Annotated in this window: 22 protein-coding genes and 1 other RNA gene; 1 reads left to right on the top strand and 22 read right to left on the bottom strand. The window is 68.5% G+C overall.

What is annotated here, in order from left to right:
• Positions 1-4: 4 nt before the first annotated feature.
• The 21 genes from murG to Q8N10_RS06845 all read right to left on the bottom strand — a co-directional run bounded on the left by murG (position 5) and on the right by Q8N10_RS06845 (position 19664).
• Positions 5-1102, bottom strand: coding sequence for an undecaprenyldiphospho-muramoylpentapeptide beta-N-acetylglucosaminyltransferase (murG, locus tag Q8N10_RS06945; RefSeq protein WP_304777842.1), 1098 nt, complete (start codon positions 1100-1102; stop codon positions 5-7).
• Between the two features lie 9 nt (positions 1103-1111).
• Positions 1112-2290 (bottom strand): putative lipid II flippase FtsW, encoded by a 1179-nt coding sequence (ftsW, locus tag Q8N10_RS06940; RefSeq protein ID WP_304777840.1) that lies wholly within the window; start codon positions 2288-2290, stop codon positions 1112-1114.
• Positions 2287-3702: a UDP-N-acetylmuramoyl-L-alanine--D-glutamate ligase gene (murD, locus tag Q8N10_RS06935; RefSeq protein WP_304777838.1), complete on the bottom strand. Its 1416-nt coding sequence runs from the start codon at positions 3700-3702 to the stop codon at positions 2287-2289. Before murD ends, ftsW begins: the two co-directional genes overlap by 4 nt.
• Before the next feature lie 18 nt (positions 3703-3720).
• A complete protein-coding gene (mraY, locus tag Q8N10_RS06930) occupies positions 3721-4830 on the bottom strand; it encodes a phospho-N-acetylmuramoyl-pentapeptide-transferase (protein ID WP_304777837.1) in 1110 nt (369 codons plus the stop codon).
• Positions 4830-6218, bottom strand: a complete 1389-nt coding sequence (gene murF, locus Q8N10_RS06925) for a UDP-N-acetylmuramoyl-tripeptide--D-alanyl-D-alanine ligase (RefSeq protein WP_304777836.1) — start codon at positions 6216-6218, stop codon at positions 4830-4832. The genes mraY and murF overlap by 1 nt, the downstream gene beginning before the upstream one ends.
• Positions 6215-7669: a UDP-N-acetylmuramoyl-L-alanyl-D-glutamate--2,6-diaminopimelate ligase gene (locus tag Q8N10_RS06920; protein ID WP_304777835.1), complete on the bottom strand. Its 1455-nt coding sequence runs from the start codon at positions 7667-7669 to the stop codon at positions 6215-6217. Before Q8N10_RS06920 ends, murF begins: the two co-directional genes overlap by 4 nt.
• The gene (locus tag Q8N10_RS06915; RefSeq protein ID WP_304777834.1) at positions 7669-9411 is read right to left on the bottom strand and encodes a penicillin-binding protein 2; all 1743 of its coding nucleotides are present in this window, start codon (positions 9409-9411) and stop codon (positions 7669-7671) included. The genes Q8N10_RS06920 and Q8N10_RS06915 overlap by 1 nt, the downstream gene beginning before the upstream one ends.
• Complete coding sequence (locus Q8N10_RS06910; protein ID WP_304777832.1) at positions 9408-9731, bottom strand: cell division protein; 324 nt, start codon at positions 9729-9731, stop codon at positions 9408-9410. The genes Q8N10_RS06915 and Q8N10_RS06910 overlap by 4 nt, the downstream gene beginning before the upstream one ends.
• Entirely contained in the window at positions 9728-10657 is a 930-nt protein-coding gene (gene rsmH / locus Q8N10_RS06905) for a 16S rRNA (cytosine(1402)-N(4))-methyltransferase RsmH (protein WP_304777830.1), read from the bottom strand. The genes Q8N10_RS06910 and rsmH overlap by 4 nt, the downstream gene beginning before the upstream one ends.
• A complete protein-coding gene (locus Q8N10_RS06900; RefSeq protein WP_304777828.1) occupies positions 10654-11121 on the bottom strand; it encodes a division/cell wall cluster transcriptional repressor MraZ in 468 nt (155 codons plus the stop codon). The genes rsmH and Q8N10_RS06900 overlap by 4 nt, the downstream gene beginning before the upstream one ends.
• 322 nt (positions 11122-11443) lie before the next feature.
• Positions 11444-11823: RNase P RNA component class A (gene rnpB / locus Q8N10_RS06895), an RNA gene on the bottom strand.
• A 34-nt stretch (positions 11824-11857) separates the two neighbouring features.
• Entirely contained in the window at positions 11858-12403 is a 546-nt protein-coding gene (locus tag Q8N10_RS06890; RefSeq protein WP_304777826.1) for a GNAT family N-acetyltransferase, read from the bottom strand.
• Positions 12400-13002: an FMN-binding negative transcriptional regulator gene (locus Q8N10_RS06885; protein ID WP_304777824.1), complete on the bottom strand. Its 603-nt coding sequence runs from the start codon at positions 13000-13002 to the stop codon at positions 12400-12402. Before Q8N10_RS06885 ends, Q8N10_RS06890 begins: the two co-directional genes overlap by 4 nt.
• Positions 13002-13724 carry an N-acetylmuramoyl-L-alanine amidase gene (locus tag Q8N10_RS06880; protein ID WP_304777822.1) on the bottom strand — a complete coding sequence of 241 codons (723 nt, stop codon included), beginning with the start codon at positions 13722-13724 and terminating at the stop codon, positions 13002-13004. The genes Q8N10_RS06885 and Q8N10_RS06880 overlap by 1 nt, the downstream gene beginning before the upstream one ends.
• A gap of 10 nt (positions 13725-13734) precedes the next feature.
• Positions 13735-14628, bottom strand: a complete 894-nt coding sequence (locus Q8N10_RS06875; RefSeq protein WP_304777820.1) for a DMT family transporter — start codon at positions 14626-14628, stop codon at positions 13735-13737.
• A 38-nt stretch (positions 14629-14666) separates the two neighbouring features.
• Entirely contained in the window at positions 14667-15260 is a 594-nt protein-coding gene (locus tag Q8N10_RS06870) for a DUF3052 family protein (RefSeq protein ID WP_304777816.1), read from the bottom strand.
• A 53-nt stretch (positions 15261-15313) separates the two neighbouring features.
• Entirely contained in the window at positions 15314-15445 is a 132-nt protein-coding gene (locus Q8N10_RS06865) for a hypothetical protein (RefSeq protein WP_304777814.1), read from the bottom strand.
• Between the two features lie 368 nt (positions 15446-15813).
• Positions 15814-16959, bottom strand: a complete 1146-nt coding sequence (locus Q8N10_RS06860) for an acyl-CoA dehydrogenase family protein (RefSeq protein WP_304777811.1) — start codon at positions 16957-16959, stop codon at positions 15814-15816.
• Positions 16960-17049: 90 nt separating this feature from the next.
• On the bottom strand, positions 17050-18252 hold the full coding sequence (locus Q8N10_RS06855; protein ID WP_304777809.1) for an acyl-CoA dehydrogenase family protein: 1203 nt from the start codon (positions 18250-18252) through the stop codon (positions 17050-17052).
• Between the two features lie 120 nt (positions 18253-18372).
• Positions 18373-19386, bottom strand: a complete 1014-nt coding sequence (locus Q8N10_RS06850; protein WP_304777807.1) for an adenosine deaminase — start codon at positions 19384-19386, stop codon at positions 18373-18375.
• Between the two features lie 32 nt (positions 19387-19418).
• Positions 19419-19664, bottom strand: a complete 246-nt coding sequence (locus Q8N10_RS06845) for a hypothetical protein (protein WP_304777805.1) — start codon at positions 19662-19664, stop codon at positions 19419-19421.
• Positions 19665-19768: 104 nt separating this feature from the next.
• Between Q8N10_RS06845 and Q8N10_RS06840 the strand changes: the two genes are divergently transcribed.
• Positions 19769-20500, top strand: coding sequence for an endonuclease/exonuclease/phosphatase family protein (locus tag Q8N10_RS06840; RefSeq protein WP_304777803.1), 732 nt, complete (start codon positions 19769-19771; stop codon positions 20498-20500).
• Here the strand turns inward: Q8N10_RS06840 and Q8N10_RS06835 are convergent.
• Positions 20478-21980 (bottom strand): phospholipase D-like domain-containing protein, encoded by a 1503-nt coding sequence (locus Q8N10_RS06835; RefSeq protein ID WP_304777801.1) that lies wholly within the window; start codon positions 21978-21980, stop codon positions 20478-20480. The two genes, Q8N10_RS06840 and Q8N10_RS06835, sit on opposite strands and share 23 nt — an antisense overlap.
• Positions 21981-22007 lie beyond the last annotated feature (27 nt).

The following is a 22007-nucleotide window of genomic DNA, read 5'->3' as shown; positions in this document are numbered from 1 at the left end:
CAGGTCACTTCCCGGCTGCGGTCTTTTCGACCAGGTCGGCCAGACGCTCGGCGGCGTCGGGCTTGGCGATGGAGCGGGCGCCGGCCGCCATGCGGGCCAGGCGGTCGGGATTGGTCAGCAGTTTTTCCAGAGCGTTGGCCATGGAGTCGACGGTCAGCTGGTGTTCGCGGGCCATCTGGGCGCCGTGGGCGTCGACCATCACCTGGGCGTTCTGGCCCTGGTCGTCGTCGAGCGCGATGGCCAGGGGCACCAGGATGGCGGGTTTGCCGGCGATCGCGAACTCGCAGACCGTGCCGGCGCCGGCGCGGCCGACCACCAGATGGGCGTCCTTCAGGCGACCGGCCATGTCGCGGAAGAAGGGCGCGATCTCGGCGTCCACCATGGCGTCGGCATAGACCTTGCGCGCCTGCTCCATGTTCTCCGCGCGGGTCTGCTGCTGCACCTTCAGGCGCACGCGCAGGGCTTCGGGCAGTTTGCGGATGGCCTCGGGCATCAGCTCCGACAGCAGGCGCGCGCCCTGGCTGCCGCCGGTGATCAGCAGGTGGATGCGGCCGTCTTGCGTCGGGGGCGTATAGGCGAGCTCGTAGAGGGCGCGGATCTCAGGGCGCACCGGATTGCCCACCACCACGGCGCTCTGGGCGACCTTGGGTGGGGCCTTCTGCAGCATGGGGAAGGCGCAGGCCACGGCCTTCACGTGGCTCACCAGCCGCCGGTTGGCGCGGCCCATGACCGAGTTCTGTTCGTGCATCACGGTGGGCAGGTTCAGCGTGATCCCGGCCAGCAGGCCTGGCACGGAGGGATAGCCGCCAAAGCCCACCACCACGTCGGGCCTGATGCGGCGGAAGGCGGTCCGCGCCTGCATGACGCCGCGCAGGATCGAGAGGCCGGCCAGCGCCATGCCGACCGGGTCGCGGGGCTTGTAGGTGCGGGCCGAAAGCCCGATCCGCTCCTCGGCCGGGAAGCTCTCGGCGAAGGCGGCGACGCGCTCGTCGCTGGCCAGCACGATGCGCCAGCCACGGGCGATCAGGGCTTCGGAAAGCGCCTGGGCGGGGAAGAGGTGCCCACCGGTGCCTCCGGCGGCGACGACGGCGATCTTGCGCATGGGTGCGCTTTAGGCGAACGCCGCGGACTTGGCGAGGCCCTCGCTCTGGGAATAGGCCCCCGGTCGTCGCCGGGTCAGGGCCAGGGCCAGGCCCAGGGTCAGGCAGATGGCCAGCATGGAGGAGCCGCCATAGGAGATGAACGGCAGGGTCATGCCCTTGGTGGGGATCATGTTGAGGTTCACCGCGATGTTGATGAACACCTGTTCGCCCACCAGGACGAAGAGACCGGCGGCCGCCACCTGCTGGAAGGGGTCAGTCAGTTTCATGGCCTTGTAGAGGCCGCGGATCACGATGAAGCCGAACAGGGCGATCAGCATCAGCGAGAAGATCAGGCCGTACTCCTCGGCCGCCACCGAATAGATGAAGTCGGTGTGCAGGTCAGGCACGTGGCGCTTCATGACGCCTTCGCCCGGGCCGCGTCCGAAGAAGCCGCCAGCGGCGATGGCCTCGGCCGCGCGGTCCACCTGGTGGGTGTCGGCCCGGTCGGGGCTGATGAAACGGTCCACCCGGCTGGCCACGTGGGGGAACAGGAAATAGGTCGAGGACAGGCCCGCGAGCGCGATCCCCCCCAGCAACATCACCCAGGACAGCGGCACGCCGGCCATCCAGAAGGCCGCGCCGAAGGCCACGGTGATCAGCACGGTCTGGCCCACGTCCGGCTGGATCAGCAGCAGGCCCACCGACAGCAGGTAGAGGCCAAAGGCGATGGTGACGCCGGGCACGCCCTGCCCCTTCTGGCCCTCGGCGAACATCCAGGAGACCAGGATGATCAGGGCCGGCTTCATGAATTCCGACGGCTGCAGGGTGAAGCCTGCGAACTCCATCCAGCGGGTGGCGCCCTTGGCGCTGTGGCCGATGAAGGGGAGGATCATCATGATCGCGATGGCGGCGATGTAGATGAAGAAGGCGGCCCGCCGCACACCCTTGGTGTCCAGCATCGAGGTCGAGACCAGGATCACCGCGCCGGCCGCGGCGAACACGCACTGGCGGACCGCGAAGTGGAAGGGGTCGCCGACATTCATCCGGGCCGCCGCCGACGGGCTGGCGGCGAAGGACATCAGCACCCCCAGGATGATCAGGACGCCGACGGCGCCCAGCATCCAGCGGTCGATGGTCCACCACCAGACGCCGACCGGCGTGCGGTCGCTGCGGGCGAAGGCGTGGGCCTGTTGGGTGGGGGCCGTCATGCGCGGGCCCCCTTGGCCGCGGGTGCGGTCAGGCCCTGGACGGCGGCGCGGAACGCCTCACCCCGCGCCTCGAAGTCAGCGAACTGGTCAAAGGAGGCGCAGGCCGGCGACAGCAGCACCACGGCGTCCTGGCCCTTGGCGGCGGCGTCGGCATAGGCCTTGGCCACGGCGACCTCCATGGTCCCGCAGGCGACCGTCTGGGCCTTGCCCTTCAGGGTCTCCTCGAAGGCCTCGGAGGCCTCGCCGATCAGGTAGGCCTTCTCGATCTTAGGGAAGAGGTCGGCCAGGGCGTCGATGCCGCCGGTCTTGGGCTGGCCGCCGGCGATCCAGTAGAACTTGGGATAGCTCGACATGGCCTGGCGGGCCGCGTCGGTGTTGGTGGCCTTGCTGTCGTTGACGAAGCGCACGCGGCCCAGCTGGCCCACGGTCTCCATGCGGTGCGCCAGGCCGGGGAAGCTCATCAGGCCCTCGGCGGCGTCCTCGGCGGAAATCCCCAGGCCGCGGGCCGCGGAATAGGCGGCCGCCGCGTTCTGCCAGTTGTGGCGGCCCGGCAGGGAGCGGGCCCGCAGCAGGTCGACCACCTCGACGGCGCGCTCGCCGGTGGCGTCATAGAGCAGGCCCTGCAGGGCGTAGACGCCTCGGCCCATGGCCTTGGACGCCGAGATCGGCACGATGGTGCGGCGGTTGGCGGCGGTGATTTCGGTGCAGATCCGCTGGCCCCAGGGATCGTCGACGCCGATGACGGCGGTGTCGCCCTTGCCCTGGTTGAGCAGGATGCGGCGCTTGGCGGCGACATAGCCCTCCATGCCGCCGTGACGCTCCAGGTGGTCTGGCGAGACGTTCAGCAGGATGGCGACGTCGGGCTTCAGGCTGGTGGTCAGGTCGAGCTGATAGGAGCTCATCTCCAGGACGTAGACGGCCCCGCCGTGCATGTCCTCGAGGTCCAGGACGCCCACCCCGATATTGCCGCCGACCCGCGTGTCGCGGCCGGCCGAGGCGCAGATGTGGCCGATCAGGGCGGTGGTGGTGGACTTGCCGTTGGTGCCGGTGATGGCGACGATCTTCGGACGCTTGTGCTCGGGCGCGGCGTTCACGGCGCGGGCGAACAGCTCCATGTCGCCGACGATCTCGACGCCGAATTCCTTGGCCTTGGTGACGGTCCAGTGCGGCTCGGGGTGGGTCAGGGGCACGCCGGGCGACAGCATCAGGGCGGCGAACTGGGTCCAGTCGGCGGTGGTCAGGTCGACGAGCGGCAGGCCCTGCGCCTGGGCGGCGGCGAGGCCCTCGGGACGCTCGTCCCACAGCGCCACCTGGGCGCCGCCGGCCACGAGCGCGCGCGCGGCGGCCAGACCCGTACGGGCCAGGCCGAACACGGCGACCGTCCTGCCTTCGAAGCCGCGGACCGGGATCATGACCTGTTCACGCCCTCCCTACCGCAGCTTCAGGGTGGCGAGGCCGAAGATGGCCAGCATCACCGCGATGATCCAGAAGCGGATCACCACGGTGGATTCCGACCAGCCGAGCTTCTCGAAGTGATGGTGGATCGGGGCCATGCGGAACACCCGCTTGCCCGTCAGCTTGAAGGAGGCCACCTGGATCATCACCGACAGGGTCTCCAGCACGAAGAGACCGCCGATGATGCCCAGCACGATCTCATGCTTGGTGGCCACGGCCACGGTGCCGATGGCCCCGCCCAGCGCCAGGGAGCCGGTGTCGCCCATGAAGATCTTGGCCGGGGGCGCGTTGTACCAGAGGAAGCCGAGGCCCGCCCCGATCATGGCCCCACAGAACACGCCGACCTCGCCCACGCCGGGCACGAAGTGCAGCTGCAGGTACTTGGCGAAGACGTAGTTGCCGACGAGATAGGTGATCAGGCCGAAGGCGGCGGCGGCGATCATCACCGGCACGGTGGCCAGGCCGTCGAGGCCGTCGGTGAAGTTCACGGCGTTGGCCGCGCCGACGATGATGAAGGCGCCGAAGGCCAGGTAGAACCAGCCCATGTCCAGCAGCAGGCCCTTGAAGATCGGGAAGGCCACCGAGGTCGCCAGTTCCGGCGATTCTGGCGGGCGGCCGCCATAGATGACGATGAGGGCGACGGCGGCGAGCGCGATCAAGGTCTCCAGCAGCAGCCGCACCCGGCCCGAGATCCCGTCGGTGGTCTGCTTGGTGACCTTGGCGTAGTCGTCGGTGAAGCCCAGGATCCCGTAGCCCACGGTGACCAGGATGACCGCCCAGACATAGACGTTGGACAGGTCGGCCCACAGCAGGGTGCCCACCAGCAGCCCGGCCAGGATCATCACCCCGCCCATGGTCGGCGTGCCAGCCTTCTCCACCACATGGCGGGCGATGCCGTCGGCGCGGATCGGCTGGCCCTTGCCCTGCTTGGCCTGCATCCAGCGGATGAAGCGCGAGCCCATCAGGACGACGACGATCTGCGCCGTGAACAGCGCCATTCCGGTGCGGAAGGTGAGGTATTTCAGCAGGTTGAGGGCAGGAATATGCCCGGTGGCCGACAGCTGCTCGTAAAGCCAGTAGAGCATCAGCCCGCCTTCCCTGAACGCACATCGAGAGCGGCCAGGGCGGCTGTCACCGCGCCCGCTTTCGAGCCGTTGGAACCCTTGACCATCACCAGATCCCCAGGCTCTACGGCCCGGGTGACCTGCGGCGCTAGCTCGGCCGCAGACTCGGCGTACCCGCCTCGCCGAGTCGGCGGAAGGGCGTCCCAGAGGGATTTCATCAAAGGTCCGGCGCAGAAGACCTGGTCGATACCGGCCTGCGCCAGCGCTTCGGCCAACCCTGCATGGTATTGCGGCCCAGCCTCGCCAAGCTCCAGCATGTCCGTCAGCGCGACGATCCGCCGCCCCAAGGTCTTGCGCGCGCCCAGGCTCTTGAACGCCGCGATCATGGAGATCGGATTGGCGTTGTAGCTTTCGTCGATCAGGGTGAAGGCCCCGCCCGCCAGGTGGATCGTCTTCTCGGCGCCCCGGCCCTCCAGGGGCTCGAAGGACCCCAGGGCCGCCAGGCTGTCGCTCAGCGACACGTCCAGGGCCTCGAGCATCAACAGGACCGCCATGCTGTTGGGGCCCCAGTGGAAGCCCTTCTGCAGGATGGGGAAGTCCAGCGCCTGGCCATGCATCCGCGCCTGGACCACGGCGTGGTCGGCCTGGGGCTGGAAGTCGATCAGGCGGGCGTCGCAGGCTTCGCCGGCCCCGAAGCTCAGCACCTTGGCGCCGGCCTTGCGGGCCGCGTCGGCCAGCAGATCGAACCAGGCGTTGTCGGCGTTGAGGATGGCGACACCGTCGGGCTCGATACCATCAAAGATCTCGGCCTTGGCGCGCGCCACCCCGATCTCGCCGTCGGGGAAGTTCTCCACATGGACCGCGCCCACCGTGGTGATCGCCACCACGTGGGGACGAACGAAGCGCGACAGCGGGGTGATCTCATCGGCGTGGTTCATGCCGATCTCGAAGACCGCGCGCTCGGTGTCGCGGGGCATGCGGGCCAGGGTCAGCGGCACACCGATGTGGTTGTTGTAGCTCTTGACCGAGGAATGGGCCTTGCCGGCCAGCATCAGTCCGGCGCGGACCGCCTGGGTCACGCTGGTCTTGCCCACCGAGCCGGTGACCGCCCCGCGACGCACCTGGGGCGCGCGAACACGGGCGGCTTCTCCCAGTTTTTCCAAGGCCTTGAAGGTGTCTTCCACCAGGACGTGAGGGCCGTCCACCGCCTGGCTGACCAGGGACCCGGTGGCGCCCTTGGCGAGCGCGGGCGCCACGAACTCATGGCCATCGCGAACGCCCGCGAGCGCCACGAACAGGTCGCCGGTCTCGATGGAGCGGGTGTCGATGGAGACACCAAGGGCGGCGAAATCGCCGACCACCTTGCCGCCTGTCGCCTGGGCGATCTCGTCTGCGGTCCAGAGGCTCATGGCTCGCCCCGCAGGGCCTGCTCGGTCTCGATCACGTCGTCGAAGTGATGCACGACTCCGGCGACGATCTGCCAGTCCTCGTGGCCCTTGCCGGCCACCACCAGGACGTCGCCAGCCTCCATCAGCGCCACGGCGGCGCGGATCGCCGCGCGGCGGCCGCCGATGTCCTGCATGCCGGTCGTGCCCGCCGAGACCTCGGCGCGGATGGCGGCCGGGTCCTCGCTGCGCGGGTTGTCGTCGGTGACGATGGCGACGTCGGCGTGTTTCGCCGCGATGCCGCCCATCAGCGGACGCTTGGTACGGTCGCGGTCGCCGCCCGCCCCGAACACCACGATCAGCTTGCCCTCGACGTGCGGCCGCAGGGCCTTCAGCACCGTCTCCAGGCCGTCCGGCGTATGGGCGTAGTCCACATAGGCGACGCCGCCCCTGGGACCGGTCCCGATCAGTTGCAGCCGGCCCGGAGCGCCCTCGAGCGTCTCCAGGGCCTTCATGACGCCGGCCGCCGGCTCCCCGGCGGCGATGCACAGGCCCGCCGCCACCAGGGCGTTGGAAGCCTGGTAGCCGCCCACCAGCGGCAGGTTGACCTCATAGGTCTGGCCGTGAGCCAGGATGGTCAGGCGCTGGCCTTCCGGGGTCGGGGTTCGGGACACCAGGGTCAGGCCCTGGCCCGCCTCCCCCACCGACATCACGCTCTGGCCGTTGGTGACGGCGGCGGCTGCGAAGGCGTCATAGGCGTCGGAGTCGGCGTTCAGCACGGCGGTCCCGCCGCGCGGCAGCAGCTCGGTGAACAGCCGCAGCTTGGCGTCGCGGTAGGCGTCCATGGTCAGGTGATAGTCGAGGTGGTCCTGGGTCAGGTTCAGGAAGCCGGCGGCCTGGATCCGCGCGCCGTCCAGGCGCCGCTGGTCGACGCCATGGGACGAGGCTTCCAGCGCCAGGTGGGTCACGCCCATCTCCACCAGCTTGCTCATCAGCTCGGCGACATCGGCGGCGTCGGGGGTGGTCAGGCCGGGGGGGGTCAGTTGCGCCTCGAACCCGTCGGGGCCGGTGGCGTAGACCCCCAGGGTCCCCATGCTGGCTGCGCGATGGCCGCAGGCGTTGAAGATCTGGCGGCAGAAGGCGGCGACCGAGGTCTTGCCGTTGGTGCCGGTCACCGCGACGACGGTGGCGGGCTGCACCTTCCAGAAGGCGGCGGCGGCGAGCGCATAGGCGCGGCGCGGGTCGGGCGTCACCACGAAGGGGACATCGACCCCCGGCGCCTGCGCGGTGGCGATCACCGCGGCGGCGCCGGCGGCGACAGCGCTGGGCACGAAGGCCGAGCCATCGGCCTGACTTCCCGGCAGGGCGGCGAACAGGAAGCCCGGCTTCACCTTGCGACTGTCTGCGGTCACGCCCTCGATCACCGGATCGACGGCCAGATCACGCGCCACCAGTTGGGAGAGACGCACGCCCATCAGTGTTCGCTCTCGATGGGCACGACAGCGTCGGCCGGGGTCGCCGCCACCAGGTCGGGGCGGCGGGCGACGCCGAGGAAGGGCGCGACGCGGTCGATCACCCGGCCGGCCGGCGGCGCGGCGGTCCAGCCGCCAGTGGCGAAGCCGTAGGTCTCGGCCGTGCCCTTGGGCTCGTCCATCAGGATCAGCACGAAATAGCGGTCGGCCTCCAGCGGCCCGTCAGCCGGGAAGACCGCGGCGAAGGAGGAGACCAGGATGTTGTTGGAGTAGCGTCCGCCGATGATCTTGTTGGCCGAGCCGGTCTTGCCGCCCACCCGCAGACCGGGCGCATTGGCCTTGCCGCCGGTGCCGCGCACCACATTGACCCGCATCAGGTCCAGCAGGGCGCGAGAGGTTTCCTCGGAGACCGCGCGGGTTCCCTCGGGCCGCGCGCCGGGCTTCATCGGCTTGATGGTCAGGGGCACATAGGTGCCGCCGTTGAGGATCGCTCCCATGCCGGCGGCCACCGCCAGGGGGGAGACCGAGATCGCGTGGCCGAAGGAGGTGGAGGCGACGTCGTTCTCGTTCCAGCGGCGCGGCACGATCGGCCTGGCGCTTTCGGCAAGCTCCACCGGCGTCGCGCGCGTCAGCCCGAAGGCCTTGAAATACTTCTGTACGGTGGGCGCGCCCGCCTGCAGGGCGAGCTTGGTGGTGCCGATGTTCGACGAGTGGACGAAGATGTCGGCCACCGACATGATCTTGTTCTCGGGGTGGTAGTCGTGGATCGTCTGGCCGCCGATCTTCACCGGCTGGCGGGCGTCGAAGGTCGAGGCCAGGGTCGCCGCGCCTGAGTCCAGCCCCATGGCCACGGTGAAGACCTTGAAGGTCGAGCCCATCTCATAGACCGACGCCGCGGCGTGGTTGATCAGCTGCTCGGGGGTCGCCTTGCCCGCCGCGTTGGGATCGAAGGTCGGATAGGAGGCGATGCCGAGGATTTCGCCGGTGTGCACATTGGTGATGATGCCCACGGCATCCTTGGCTTGGTGCGCCACGGCGGTCTTGTAGAGCTCGTCCTCAAGGGCCGCCTGGACCCGCAGGTCGATGGAGAGCGCGGTGGCGCCGCGTTGCGCCGCGCCGCGCCGGATCTCGTCATTGAGCGCCAGCTCCGCGCCGGACAGCCCCTCCCCGCCAGTATCGGCGAAACCGATCAGGTGAGCGGCGGTGGACCCCAGCGGATAGACCCGGCGCTGCTCGGGCTCGAAGGTGACGCCCGGCAGGCCCAGCTGATGGATACGGTTTCGCACCTCAGGGGTCAGGCCGCCCACCAGGAAGCTGCGGCGTTCACCGCGCAGGGCCCGCTCCAGCCGCGCGGGCGACAGGCCGGGCATCGCCAGACGCAGGGCGGCGCGGATCTCGTTGGCGTCCCAGATTTCGCGCGGGTCCACATAGAGACCGTAGTGCAGCAGGTCGGCGGCCAGCATGGCGCCGTTGCGATCAGTGAGGTCCGCGCGGGCCGCCCCGACCGGCGCGGTCATGCCGTTCCCCTGCCCCGCGCTGGAGAACAGCGCCATGCGCGTGGCACCGACGCCCAGGGTCACGAAGCTCGCGGCGAACATGGCGGCCACGAAGAAGATGCGGATGCGGGTGTCGTCCTCGGCCTTGCCGGCCGCGCGCGCCCGCTCGAAGGCGTGCTCCAGGCCCCAGAGCCGCGCCTTCAGCCAGCCCCAGCCGGGCGCGGCGAAGTTGGGGTGGGCGAGGCTCAAGACTTGGGTTCCCGGCGGGCGATCTGCGCCAGGGCGTCGGGGGTGACCTCACGGGCGGCCGCGATTGGCGCGAGGCCCAGATATCCGGTGGAGAGCTGCTCGATCCGGTTGGGCTGTTCCAGGTGGCTGACCTCGGCCTTGAGCAGGCGGATGCGGTCGTGCTCGGCGGCGATCTGCCGCTCCACCAGGGCGATCTCGGTCCGCTCGCGGCCGGCGATGGTCTTGGCGAGATAGACCGACATCACCAGGGCGATCAGCAGCCCCAGGGCCACGACATCGACGAGGCGGAAGCCCCGGACGCGGCGATCGAGCAGGCTCATGCGGCCTCCTCCCAGACCGGCGCCGCGGTGCGGATTGCGGCGCGAAGCTTGGCCGAACGGGCGCGGGGATTGGCGGCGGTCTCGGCGTCGGAGGGCGCGTGGGCGCCCTTGAAGATCAGCTCGAAGCTCGGCGGCGCACCGGCCTGGGCCGGTGGCAGATGGCGCGAGCCGGCGGGCGTCTGTCCGGCGCGGGGCGTGAAGAAGGACTTCACGATCCGGTCCTCGAGGGAGTGGAAGGTCACCACCGCCAGCCGACCGCCGGGCTTCAGCACCCGCTCGGCCGAGACCAGTCCGGCCTCCAGTTCGGAAAGCTCGTCGTTCACCGCGATGCGCAGCCCCTGGAAGGTGCGGGTGGCGGGATGCACCTTAGCGCCGCGGCGGCCGCCCAGGACGCGCTCGACGAAGTCGGCGAACTCCAGGGTCCGCTCGAAGGGCTGCTCCTCGCGGCGCCGCGCGATGGCCCCGGCGATCCGGCGAGCCTTCTTCTCCTCGCCGTAGACCCAGAAGATCCGCGACAGTTCGGCGGGCTCGGCGGTGTTGATCAACTCGGCGGCGGTCGGGCCCTGCGCGCCCATGCGCATGTCCAGCGGACCATCACGCATGAAGGAAAAGCCGCGGTCGGCCTCGTCCAGCTGCATGGAGGAGACGCCGAGATCGAGGGCCACGCCGTCGACGGAGCCCTCCCCCAGCCGCTCGTCCATCTCGGAGAAGCAGGCCTCGATCAGCTGGAACCTGTCGCCCAGGCCCTCGGCGAACCGGCGGGCGGTGGGGTCACGGTCGAAGGCGATGACCTCCGCGCCGGTGGCCAGCAGGGCGCGCGAATAGCCGCCGGCCCCGAAGGTGCCATCGACGATCTTCTGGCCGGGACCGGGCGCCAGGGCCTCGATCACCTCGGCCATCAGGACGGGGACGTGAGGGGCGCTCATGCGCCGACCCCGGCGCGGGCGGTGCGCTGGGCGGCGCGCAGGGCGGCCAGGCCCTCACGGGCGATCTCGCGCTGGGCGGCGCGGTGGGCCTGGAACGCCTCGCGCTCCCAGATCTGGAACCGGTCGCCGAGCCCGACCACCACGACCCAGTCGCTCAGACCGAACATGTCGCAGAGGCCTTCCGGCAGGGTCACGCGGCCAGCGGTGTCGAAGCTCATCTTCGCCATGCCGCCGAGGATCGAGGTTTCCAGGGCCGAACGCAGAGGGTCGCCGAAATCCATCTCGTCGATGACGCCCAGGTAGCGGTCCAGCAGCGTCTTTCCCCCACCCTCGATGCAGTCGGCCTCGATGGAGGGAAAGCAGATGATTCCGTCGAAGGGACCAGAGGCGAGAGCGCGGAATTCCTGCGGCACAACGATGCGCCGCTTTGCGTCCAGCTGCTTCTCGAACGTCGAGACGAACATCCCGCCGCGCCCCAGTTAACCGGTCCCCGCTCGGACCCCTCGCTCCACCTGGCAGCACCGCAAATCGCACGGGCGCAGCCGTCAGCAGACAAGAACTGGGTTAACACGGGCTAAACTGGGCGACAATGCCTCTGAATGACTATTTGGCGTGGATTCAAAGATGTCGCAGAGGATTATGGTTAACGCGCGCAAACACTCCACAGAACATACAGAGAACTTGTTAAATATAGCGGCAGAACGTCGCATAGGTTGTGGACAACTAGAGTCACGCGCAACGGCTGTGCTGTCGCCCTTGCTCTACGGGTCGCCTCAAGAGGAATGATGGACCAGACGGCCTGTAAGCCGGGTTCTGTGCCGCCCGCGAACGGGCATTGGCGATCATTCCTCTGGACCGCCCATCGCTGGACGGTTCTCGCGACCTACCCGGGTGTCTCGGGCCTACGACAGCCCTACCGGCGAACCGGCGCGACACCCCTATTCGGTCTTGCTCCTGGCGGGGCTTGCCATGCCGTCCCCATTGCTGGGTCCGCGGTGCGCTCTTACCGCACCCTTTCACCCTTACCGGCGCCGAAACGCCGGCGGTCTGCTCTCTGTGGCGCTATCCCTAGGGTCACCCCCGGTGGGCGTTACCCACCGCCATGTCGTCGTGGAGCCCGGACTTTCCTCGCCTGCGCAAACAGGCGCGACCGCCCAGCCATCTGGTCCGCGCGCTTGATGGGCCGGGACGCGGGCCCCGTCAATCGGCCAGGCGGCCGTAGACCAGTTGGTCCCAATAGCGCCCCTTCCAGTGGGCGTGGTCACGCAGGGTGCCTTCCAGGGAAAACCGGTGTCGTTCCAGGAGGGCGCAGGACCGGGCATTGCCGAGCGTGACCATGGCCTCGATGCGCCGCAGGGAGAGGTCATTGAAGCCGAACGACAGCACGTGCGGCAGGATCTGGCTCATCACGCCCCGGCCCCATTCCGCGCGGCGCAGGTCGTAGGCCACCTCCCCGCGGCGGGCCCGGTCGAAGATCAGGTTGTTGAAGCCCACCGTGCCGATCAGGTCGGGCGCGCCGGCCCGCCGAATGGTCCAGCGCACCCCGCCATCGCCGGCCGCCAGTTCCGTGCCCCAGTCGATGATCTCATGGGCCTCGGCGACGCTCTCAAGCGGAGCTATGTCCATGTATTCCGCCACCAAAGGGTCACGGAACAACTCAAAGAGCCCATCGGCGTCGTCGCGTTGCAGGGGGGCCAGCGTGTATTCACCGACTTCCAGGACGCAACTGGCGAGCTCCAGACTCATCCCAGGTCGCGCATACGCCGCGCGATGGGGTGATCGCCCAGGGCCGTCATGACGCCATCGCGGTCGGCCTCAGACTTGTTCTGCGACAGCTTGGTGACACCCTGCAGCCGCATGACCGTCATTCGCGCGCCGACGATGCCTTTCAGCATGCCCTCAAACTTGCCGGGGCTCATCTTGTTCCGCGTCCAGGGCTTCTTGGGCAGGAGGCGCGCCTCCTCCAGGGCCGAGAGGTCGTCCAGCAGCGCGACGAGGCCGGCCTCGTCCAGGGCCGTGACCGGTCCCTCCACCTCCACCGAGACGTAGTTCCAGGTCGGCACGCTGTCGCGGTTCTCGTACCAGTCGGGACTGACATAGGCCTCGGTGGCCAAGCTCACGGCCACCGCGTGAAATCCTTCGGCCAGGGCCGGGCTCAGGGCGTTGCCCCGCGACAGGTGGAAGTCGAGCACGAGGCCCTCCGCCATCCGCCGCGCGATCACCGGCGCATGGGCGACCACGGCCCGGCCATCGACGGACGCGGCGATGGTCGAGAACGGGAACCCGGCGAGGTGATCCAGCAGCACAGCCTCGTCGCTCACCCGGAAAGGCAAGGCGGGATGCATCAGGCCGCGCCCAACCGCAGAAGGCCGATCAGCCGCGCGCGGGTCTCCCCGTCCGCAATCCCGTCCACCCTTTCCGGCCGCCAATGCCGCTGGAAGGCGGTGACCACGGCGGTGGTGTGGGCGTCAAAGGTTCCGGACGGCGCGCAGTCATAGCCCAGCCGGGTGAAACCGGCCTGCAGGGCGAAGACCGCGGCGCCGGTCTCGCCTTCGCTGATCGGCTGGCCCGGCGCAGCGGCGGGTTCGGCCCAGAGCCCGTGACCGGCCTCCGCCAGCCGTTTCCAGGGAAAGAGCTCGCCGGGGTCCTGCTTGCGGCTGGGGGCGACGTCGGAATGGCCGACGATGGCGCCGTCCTCGATGGTCCAGCGGGTGCGGATCTCCGCCACCAACTCGATCACCGCGGCGATCTGCGCCTCCGGGAACGGGCGATAGCCGAACTCGTGGCCGGGATTGACGATCTCGACGCCCACCGAGCGGCCGTTGATGTCGCGCTCGCCCTTCCAGGACGAGACACCGGCGTGCCAGGCGCGGCGTTCCTCGGCCACCAGGGTGAAGACCCGTCCGTCCTCCTCCACCACATAGTGGGACGAGACCTTGGCCTCCGGATCGCGCAGGCGGGCCAGGGCGGCCTCGCCGGTCTGCATGCCGGTATAGTGCAGGACGATCATGTCCGGCGGGGTCTTGCGGACGTCGAAGTTCGGCGAAGGCGCGGGGATCGGGGTCATGTGCTCAAGGTTATTGCGAGCGATTGCGCAAGGCCACCAGCAAAGCCAGGGCCTGGCTGGGTCGCAGGGCGATGACCAGGACGCCGGCCAGGGCGACCGCCGTACCGAAGGCCATGCGCAGGTCGAAGACATCCTGGGTGAAGACCACACCCATGGCGATGGTGGCCAGCGGCGTCATGAGGGTCAGGGGCGAGATGAGATTGGCCTCATACTTCTGGATCAGGCTGTAATAGAGGGTGTGGGCCAGGACCGAGACCACCAGGCCCGAGAACAGGGCCGCGGCCACGAAGGGCCAACCGGCGGCGACGCCCGCCTCCACCTGCCCCGGCTCCAGCCAGGCCGACAGGACGACCATGGGGACCAGGGAGGACAGCCCCACCCAGGCCTGCAGCCGCAGGGGTTTGACCCCTTCCATCTGCTTCATCATCACCGCCCCCAGCCCGCCCAGGAACGAGGCCGCGACGATGAACAGCAGGCCGGTGGAGATCTTGAACCCATGCGGGTCCCACATCACCGCCAGCACGCCCGTCAGGGTCAGCAGCATGCCGATGACCCGGCGGCCGGTCAGCCGCTCCCCCAGGATCAGGAAGGACAGCAGGGTGGTGATCGGCACCCCCACCTGGCTGACGATGGCCACGGCCGACGGGCTGGAGGTCTTCAGGCCGATGAACACCAGCGCGAAGGTGCCCGCCCCCATCAGAGTGCCCACCACCAGCATGCGCCAGCGCGGACGCGGCATCGGCAGCAGCCATGGCAGGACGGCGAGCAGCACGATGGCGAACCGCACACCAGCATAGAACATCGGCGGCACGCCCAGGTGGGTGACCACGAATTTCGAAACGATGTTGTTGGCCGCCCACACGACGCAGACGAAGGCGAGAAGGGCGAAGTCCCGGAATGACATGAGCCGGGCTTAGAGCGGTTTCGTGACGCTGGGAACCGCTAGCTCCGTCGCCGGGTGAACCGCAGGGCGGTGAGCGCGTCGGAGACGCCGACCACCTTGCTGTCCACGAGGCCGTGCGCCCTGGCCGCGGCCATCACCTCGACATCCTTGAGCGCGGCGGCCTTGCCCTTGGGTGAGACGATCCATAGCGCGCCCTTCTCGGCGAGCGCCGGGATCAGGGCGGGGATGCGGTCCAGGTCCGCCAGACTGCCGGCGGCGTAGAACAGCAGATCCAGGTCTGCGAGATCGGTGACCGGCGCCGCATCGCGCGCGGCCAGCTCGGCGGCCAGGGCCTCGTCGGCCACATTGACCACGGCGACCCTCATGCCGGGTCTCACCCCCAGCTTGTCCAGTCGGCTCCGGGGATTGAGGATGGCGTCGGCCCAGTTCGCCGCGGCCCTTTCGCCCAGCGTAAACCGCGAGCCGTCGGCCAGGACCAGGTCGCCGGCTTCGGCGCGGACGCCCCGCAGGTCATCCCCCTCGAACACCCGGCGCGCGGCGCCCCGGAACAGCAGGCGCGGCGCTTCGTACTGCAGGCGGCCGACGTCCTCCCCCTCAGCGAACCTCGCGCGAACCTGAGCGCCCTTGCCCACGGCGTCCCTCCCCGTCCGAACCAAGCTTGGCCAAGCGGACGGGGCTGCGCAAGCTAGGCCTTGGACTTGGCGTTGCGGCTCTTGGGTTCCGGCGGCGGCCGGCCGTAGTTGCGTTTCGCCGGGGCGGACAGGTTGCCCAGGAATGCGAAGGACAACAGGGCGTGGTCCATCTTGGTAACGGTCATTTGGCGTCTCCTTGACCAGCTGGTCGAGCCAGAAAGAGACGCGAAGCGGCTTCCAGGGGTTTGCACCCTCCTAGTCGTCAGCGCGTCGGGCGATAAGGGTCCGCCCGTCACCGAGAATTTGCAAGAAAAACATCTGTCTACGGACTATTTCCGCTCACAGAACAATTGCCAAGCTCTTGATTTTGTTGAATATGATGAACTTATCCGCCACGCGATCGGGACGGCGTGTCGCACATGGGACACACCGGAAAGACCGCGGATTCAGCTTGAATCACCCCCAGGGGGAGTGACGCGAAATTCATCCGTACACGGCATGAATTTCCCGCGCGCCTCGACGCCCTCTCTCCGACGGGGAGAGGGCCCAGGTTCTAGGCCACCTTGCCCAGGGACAGGATCTCGTAGCGGGCGAGGTGATGGTCAGTGGAGCCGAAGGCCGCCTCGATCATGGTGGCGCGCTTGAAGTAGTGGCCGATGGCCATCTCGTCGGTCATGCCCATGCCGCCGTGGATCTGGATGGCGTTCTGGCCGACGAACTTGCAGGCCTTGCCGATCTGCACCTTGGCCGCCGAGGCCCCCTTGGCCCGCTCCAGATCGCTTCCGGCCAGCATGATATCGGCCATGTAGGTCATGGAGATCGACTGCTCTAGCTGGATGAACATGTCCACCATCCGGTGCTGCAGCACCTGGAAGCTGGAGATCGGCTGGCCGAACTGCTTGCGCTGGCGCGCATATTCGACGGTGCCTTCGTGAAGCTGGCGCAGCACGCCGCAGGCCTCGGCGCAGGTGGCGGCCACGGCCTCGTCCATCACCTTTTCCACCAGCGGCAGGGCCTGGCCCTCGGGGCCGATCATGGCCTCGGCGCCCACGGCGACATTCTCGAAGTAGACCTCCGAGGCGCGGAAGCCGTCGACGGTGGGATAGTCGCGCGTCGTCACGCCCTTGGCGTCCTTGGGCACGATGAACACCGACACGCCCTGGGTCTCGCGCTGGCCGCCGCCGGTGCGGGCCGTCACGATCAGGTGGGTGGCGTAGGGCGCGCCGATGACGACCGCCTTGTGGCCGTTCAGCACATAGCCCGCGCCGTCTTTCTTGGCTGTGGTCTTCAGGTCGCTCCAGGTGTAGCGCCCCTGCGGTTCGGCGTAGGCGAAGGCGATGATGGCCTCACCGGCGATGATCTTGCCGATCAGCTCATCGGCCCCGGCCGGCTTGCCGTGCTTCAGGAAGCCGCCGCCGATCACCACGGTGGGCAGGTAGGGCTCGACCACCAGGGCCTTACCCAGTTCTTCCATGATGACCATGTTGTCGGTCGTGCCGCCGCCCAGGCCGCCCTGCTCTTCGCTGAACGCGGCGCCTAGGATGCCCAGTTCGTCGGCGAAGGCCTTCCAGACCTGCGGCCGCCAGCCCGGCTCGGCCTTCAGCGCCGCGCGCCGCTGGTCGAAGCTGTAGTTGTCGGCCAGGTAGCTGGCGACCGTGTCGCGCAGCATCGACTGTTCTTCGGTGAAGCTGAAATCCAAGGTCGTTCCTCCTATAGCCCCTCCCCCTTGCGGGGAGGGGTTGAGCCGCGGGTGTCCTACCTTGCGGCTGTCCGTGTTCTGTCGGTCGCCCTAGAGCCCCAGCACCATCTTGGCGATGATGTTGCGCTGGATCTCGTTGGAGCCGCCGTAGATCGAGGTCTTGCGGCCGTTGAAGTAGTCGCCGGCGGTGTCGATCGAATGCAGGGGGCCGACGCCGGAGTTGTGGCCGCCCTCGCCCAGGAACGGCGCGCCGTAGTGGCCGGCGGCTTCCAGGGCCAGCTCCTGCAGGCGCTGCTGGATCTCGGTGCCCTTGATCTTCAGGATCGAGCTCTCTGTCCCCGGGCCCTTGCCGCTGCTTTCGCCGGCCAGGGTGCGCAGTTCGGTGAACTCCAGCGCCGTCAGGTCGATCTCCAGCTCGGCGACCTTGCGCTTGAAGAAGGGGTCGGCCAGCAGGGCGCCGCCGGCGTCGGCCAGCTCGGTCGACGCCATCTCGCGGACCCGTTCCAGGCCGCGCTTGGAGCGCGCCACCCCGGCGATGCCGGAGCGTTCGTGGGCCAGCAGCGCCTTGGCGCAGGTCCAGCCCTGGTTCTCGTGGAAGACGCGGTTCTCCACCGGCACCTTCACATTGTCGAGGAAGACGTCGTTGACCTCGTGGCCGCCCTCCAGGGTGATGATCGGGCGCACGGTGATGCCGGGCGTCTTCATGTCGATCAGCAGGAAGCTGATGCCGGCCTGCGGCTTGGAGTCGGGGTCGGTACGGACCAGGAAGAAGCCCCAGTCGGCGTGCTGGCCCAGCGTCGTCCACGTCTTCTGGCCGTTGACGATGTAGTATTCCTTGCCGTCGTCCCCGGTCACGCGCTCGGCGCGGGTCTTCAGGGAAGCGAGGTCAGAGCCGGCGCCCGGCTCGGAATAGCCCTGACACCACCAGATCTTGCCGTCCCGGATGTCGGGCAGGAACTTGGCCTTCTGCTCCTCGGTGCCGAAGGTGTAGATCACCGGCGCCAGCATCGCGACGCCGAAGGGCAGGATGCCGAGCGTATCGGCGCGGGCCTGCTCCTCCGACCAGATGTACTTCTGGGTGGGGGTCCAGTCGGTCCCGCCCCACTCCTTGGGCCAGGACGGCGCGGCCCAGCCCTTCTTGGCCAGGATGCGGTGCCAGGAGAGATAATCCTCCTTGCCGAGCGTCTCGCCCCGGGCCTGCTTTTCGCGCAGCTCCTTGGGGTAACTTTGGGCGAGGAAGGCGCGGGCCTCTTCGCGGAAGGCGTTATCTTCGGGCGAGAAATCGAGGTTCATGACAAGGCTCCCTGGCGCTTCCGCTTACAGCGTATTGCGTGCGGTCGGACCATAGGCAAACGCCCTCGCCTTGGGAAGATGACGTTAACGTCAGCGTCAACAAAATCCCGTTAGGCGGGGTCAGGCCTTGGCGAGATAGGCGTCCACCTGCGCCACCCTGGACGCGATGTCGGCAGGCGCAAGGAACGACCCCGTGAAGCTGTTGCGGGCGAGCGTCGCCAGCTCGTCGCGAGAGAGCCCCAGCGCCTCTGTGGTCGCGGTCCAGTTCTCGCCGATATAGCCACCGAAATAGGCCGGGTCGTCGGAGTTGATGGTGGCCTTCAGCCCCAGGTCCAGCATCCGCTTCAACGGGTGGTTCTTCAGGTCGTCCACCACGCAGAGCTTCAGGTTCGACAGCGGACAGACGGTCAAGGTCATGCCTTGCGCCACCAGCCGCTTGACCAGGACCGGGTCCTCCAGGGCGCGGTTGCCGTGGTCGATACGGTCGACCGCCAGACCGTCCAGCGCCTCCCAGACATATTCCGGCGGCCCCTCTTCGCCGGCGTGGGCTGACAGTTTCAGGCCGCGTTCGCGCGACGCCTTGAACACCTTGGCGAACTTGCTCGGCGGATGGCCCAGCTCCGAGGAATCCAGCCCGACCCCCACCATGCGGTCCAGATAGGGCTCGGCCTCTCGCAGGGTCTTAAAGGCGTCCTCTTCGGAGAGGTGCCGCAGGTAGCTGAGGATCAGCTTGGAGGTGACCCCCAACTCCCGCTCCGCCTGAGCCATGCCGGCCAGCAGGCCGTCGGCGGCCACAGCGAAGGGAATTCCCCGATCGGTGTGGGTCTGGGGATCGAAGAAGATCTCGGCGTGAACCGTCCCGTCCGCCGCCACCCGCCGGAAATAGGCCATCGCCAGGTCGCGGAAGTCCTCATCGGTCTGCAGCACGCCCGCGCCCTGATAGTAGATGTCCAGGAAGTCCTGAAGGTTGGAAAAGGCGTAGGCCTCCCTCACCGCCTCGACCGTCTTGAATGGCAGGTCGACCTTGTTGCGCCGGGCGAACTCGAACATCTGCTCGGGCTCAAGACTGCCCTCGATGTGCAGGTGGAGCTCGGCCTTGGGCAGGCCACGAATGAAGTCGGCGGTCGTTTGCATGATCGCAATCTCCCGGCCGTGGGGGGCGTCCGTCAAGGCAGCTTGAACTTCATCCTGATGACGATCTTGCCGTCTCGGATGCGCCGGTCACCCGGCGGGGGATGGAACCCCTTGGCGAGCTTCAAGGCAAAGGCGCCGACATTGGCGCCCTGAGGCGTCTCCGACAGCACCACGCAGTCGCGCAAGCTCTGGCCCGCCGCCACCCGGCACTGGACGGTCGCCAGCCCCTGGCCGGCCATGACGCTGGTGGCGGCCGCGGCCGCGGCGATCCAGATCATCTACATGCTCTCCTGATTTCGCCTCACATGAAGCGAACCTTCGCCGCACACCAGTCGTTCCCCATCTTGCGTCCGACGGCCCGGGCGCGCATCACACGGGCCCCATGCCGCGTATCATCACCTACAATGTCCACCGGTGCGTCGGCACCGACCGCCGCCTGGATGTGGGCCGCATCGCCGACGTCATCGCCAGCCTCGAGCCAGACATCGTGGCGCTGCAGGAGCTGGATGTCGGGCGGATCCGAACCGGCAACGTCGATCAGGCTCACGAGATCGCCCAACGCCTGAAGATGGCGGTCCACTTCCACCCCGCCATGATGGTGGAGGAGGAACTCTACGGCGACGCCATCCTGACCGCCTACCCCGAACAGATGGTGCAGGTCGGGCCCCTCCCCGGCTACGGCCGAATCCCCCAACTGGAGCCGCGGGGCGCCCTGTGGATCGCCGTGGAGATCGACGGCAAGAGCGTGCAGATCATCAACACCCACCTGGGTCTGGTCCCCAGGGAGCAACAGATCCAGGCCGCCTGCCTGGCCGGGCCCGCCTGGCTTGGCCATCCCAAGTGCCAGGGCCCGACGATCCTGCTGGGCGATTTCAACGCCAGTCCGACCTCGGTCGTCTATCGCAGCCTGATTGGCCGGCTGCAGGGGGCTCGCCGCCTCGCGCCGCAGAAGAAGCCGACCTCCACCTTCCCATCGGCCCTACCGGTGCTCCGCATCGACCACGTGTTCGTCAGTGAGGAGATTCGGGTGACGGACCTTTCGGCGCCCTTCAACCCCCTCACGCGGGCGGCATCGGACCACCTGCCGCTGGTCATGGATTTCGAGGTTTCTTGACCGGCGCGCGCCAGTTGCGCGACTCAAACATGCCGCCCTCGCCCAGCGCCCGCGCCTCGGCATAGAGGCGGTCGCGGCGGCGGCCCGGTCGCCACGAATCGCTGACGTTCACCGGGTCACCCAGGTGATAGGCCGCCACGAATTCGCCGAAGGCGGTCATCTTCATCGCCAGCACCGGCGACAGCCGTCCCTCGCGGTTGAGGGCGTCGATCCCGGCGATCAGGCCGCCTCGTTCCTGCCGGGCCTTGGCCACCGCGTCGCCGGTATAGCCCAGGAAGTGCCCGATTGACCGGTCCCGGAAGGCCGCGATGTTCAGTTGCGCCCGCTCCGTGGTCGCCTCGATGGCCAGTTCCAGTTCGGTGTCGAAGCCGCCGGACCGGTTGTTCAGGTTGGCCGAGCCAACACGGGCGATCTTGTCGTCGATGATGGTGCTCTTGGAGTGGACGATGATCTTCGTGCCGCCCGGCGTGATCGGATAGAAGGCGCGGAAGCGGCCGAAGATGTCGGCTGACCGCAGGCGCCACAGCATGTTCGACCGCGCCCGGTCCATGGTCAGCTGGTCGAACCAGCTGGGGCTCGCCCCTGTCGAGATCAGCACGATCTCCGGCCCATTGGGCTCCGCCAGGCGAGTGGCCAGGGCCTCGGCGATCAGGGGCGAGGTGAAGTACTGGTTCTCCAGGTAGATGACGTCCCTGGCCGCCAGGATCGAGGCGTGGGTCAGCCGGCGGATCTCCTCCACCTGGGGCTCATGGCGCCAGGCCGGCATGGTGCGGGCGATGCCGACGTCCATGTCCAGCAGATGAGCTGGCACGTGAGCCGGCCACGGATCGCCCTCCAGCTCCGGCGGCGGCGCCACCACCTCCTTGGTGGCGCGGCGCCAGCGTTCCCGGGCCAGGTCTCCCAGGTCCTTGGCCACCGGGCCGTCCACCATCAGCATGACCTCGTGGCGAGGCGCATGGCACTCCTGGTCGGGCATGATGCGGCGGGGCTCATGGTCCCGATGCCCGGGCGTGTCCCAGCGGTCGACGCAGATGTCACCGCTGGCGCAGATCGCCAGCTTGTCGTCCACCACCAGCAGCTTCTGGTGATGGCAGGCGCCCATGGGGACCGCGTCGTCCAGGCGGAACTTGACGCCGGTCTTCTCAAACCACTTGCGCGCCTTGTGAGGGAAGAATTCCTGGCTGGCCGCGATGGGCAGGGCCGACTTCCAGATCAGCAGGCGGATATCCAGTTCGGGGCGCGCGCGCGCCAGTTCCACCAGGATACGGCCGGCCTCGTCGGGGTCGTCGGCCGTCTCCTGCCCATCGGGAAACAGCCGGGTGCGGGGATCAAACCCCCAGCCGAGCAACAGCACCGAGCGCTTGGCCTTGCGCAGGGCCTCATAGACAGCGGTGTAATAGGCTTCCGTGTCGATCAGAAAGGCGGCGCGGTTGGCGCGGCCTGTTCGCCAGACCGTGTCTCCAGGTTTCAATACGCTCATAGACCGATCGAAACCCCGTTTACGGCA

Source organism: Phenylobacterium sp. (assembly GCF_030693625.1).
In the GTDB taxonomy this organism is placed as follows: Bacteria; Pseudomonadota; Alphaproteobacteria; order Caulobacterales; family Caulobacteraceae; genus Phenylobacterium; species Phenylobacterium ferrooxidans.
The sequence above is the reverse complement of the archived record's forward strand: the minus strand, read 5'-3'. Positions and strand labels throughout refer to the sequence as shown.

What these genes read in the sequence shown, in the direction of transcription:
- murG (WP_304777842.1), bottom strand. Translation starts at nt 1,102, where the DNA reads ATGCGCAAGATCGCCGTCGTCGCCGCCGGAGGCACCGGTGGGCACCTC.
- ftsW (WP_304777840.1), bottom strand. Translation starts at nt 2,290, where the DNA reads ATGACGGCCCCCACCCAACAGGCCCACGCCTTCGCCCGCAGCGACCGC.
- murD (WP_304777838.1), bottom strand. Translation starts at nt 3,702, where the DNA reads ATGATCCCGGTCCGCGGCTTCGAAGGCAGGACGGTCGCCGTGTTCGGC.
- mraY (WP_304777837.1), bottom strand. Translation starts at nt 4,830, where the DNA reads ATGCTCTACTGGCTTTACGAGCAGCTGTCGGCCACCGGGCATATTCCT.
- murF (WP_304777836.1), bottom strand. Translation starts at nt 6,218, where the DNA reads ATGAGCCTCTGGACCGCAGACGAGATCGCCCAGGCGACAGGCGGCAAG.
- Q8N10_RS06920 (WP_304777835.1), bottom strand. Translation starts at nt 7,669, where the DNA reads ATGGGCGTGCGTCTCTCCCAACTGGTGGCGCGTGATCTGGCCGTCGAT.
- Q8N10_RS06910 (WP_304777832.1), bottom strand. Translation starts at nt 9,731, where the DNA reads ATGAGCCTGCTCGATCGCCGCGTCCGGGGCTTCCGCCTCGTCGATGTC.
- rsmH (WP_304777830.1), bottom strand. Translation starts at nt 10,657, where the DNA reads ATGAGCGCCCCTCACGTCCCCGTCCTGATGGCCGAGGTGATCGAGGCC.
- Q8N10_RS06900 (WP_304777828.1), bottom strand. Translation starts at nt 11,121, where the DNA reads ATGTTCGTCTCGACGTTCGAGAAGCAGCTGGACGCAAAGCGGCGCATC.
- Q8N10_RS06890 (WP_304777826.1), bottom strand. Translation starts at nt 12,403, where the DNA reads ATGAGTCTGGAGCTCGCCAGTTGCGTCCTGGAAGTCGGTGAATACACG.
- Q8N10_RS06885 (WP_304777824.1), bottom strand. Translation starts at nt 13,002, where the DNA reads ATGCATCCCGCCTTGCCTTTCCGGGTGAGCGACGAGGCTGTGCTGCTG.
- Q8N10_RS06880 (WP_304777822.1), bottom strand. Translation starts at nt 13,724, where the DNA reads ATGACCCCGATCCCCGCGCCTTCGCCGAACTTCGACGTCCGCAAGACC.
- Q8N10_RS06875 (WP_304777820.1), bottom strand. Translation starts at nt 14,628, where the DNA reads ATGTCATTCCGGGACTTCGCCCTTCTCGCCTTCGTCTGCGTCGTGTGG.
- Q8N10_RS06865 (WP_304777814.1), bottom strand. Translation starts at nt 15,445, where the DNA reads ATGACCGTTACCAAGATGGACCACGCCCTGTTGTCCTTCGCATTCCTG.
- Q8N10_RS06855 (WP_304777809.1), bottom strand. Translation starts at nt 18,252, where the DNA reads ATGAACCTCGATTTCTCGCCCGAAGATAACGCCTTCCGCGAAGAGGCC.
- Q8N10_RS06850 (WP_304777807.1), bottom strand. Translation starts at nt 19,386, where the DNA reads ATGCAAACGACCGCCGACTTCATTCGTGGCCTGCCCAAGGCCGAGCTC.
- Q8N10_RS06845 (WP_304777805.1), bottom strand. Translation starts at nt 19,664, where the DNA reads ATGATCTGGATCGCCGCGGCCGCGGCCGCCACCAGCGTCATGGCCGGC.
- Q8N10_RS06840 (WP_304777803.1), top strand. Translation starts at nt 19,769, where the DNA reads ATGCCGCGTATCATCACCTACAATGTCCACCGGTGCGTCGGCACCGAC.
- Q8N10_RS06835 (WP_304777801.1), bottom strand. Translation starts at nt 21,980, where the DNA reads ATGAGCGTATTGAAACCTGGAGACACGGTCTGGCGAACAGGCCGCGCC.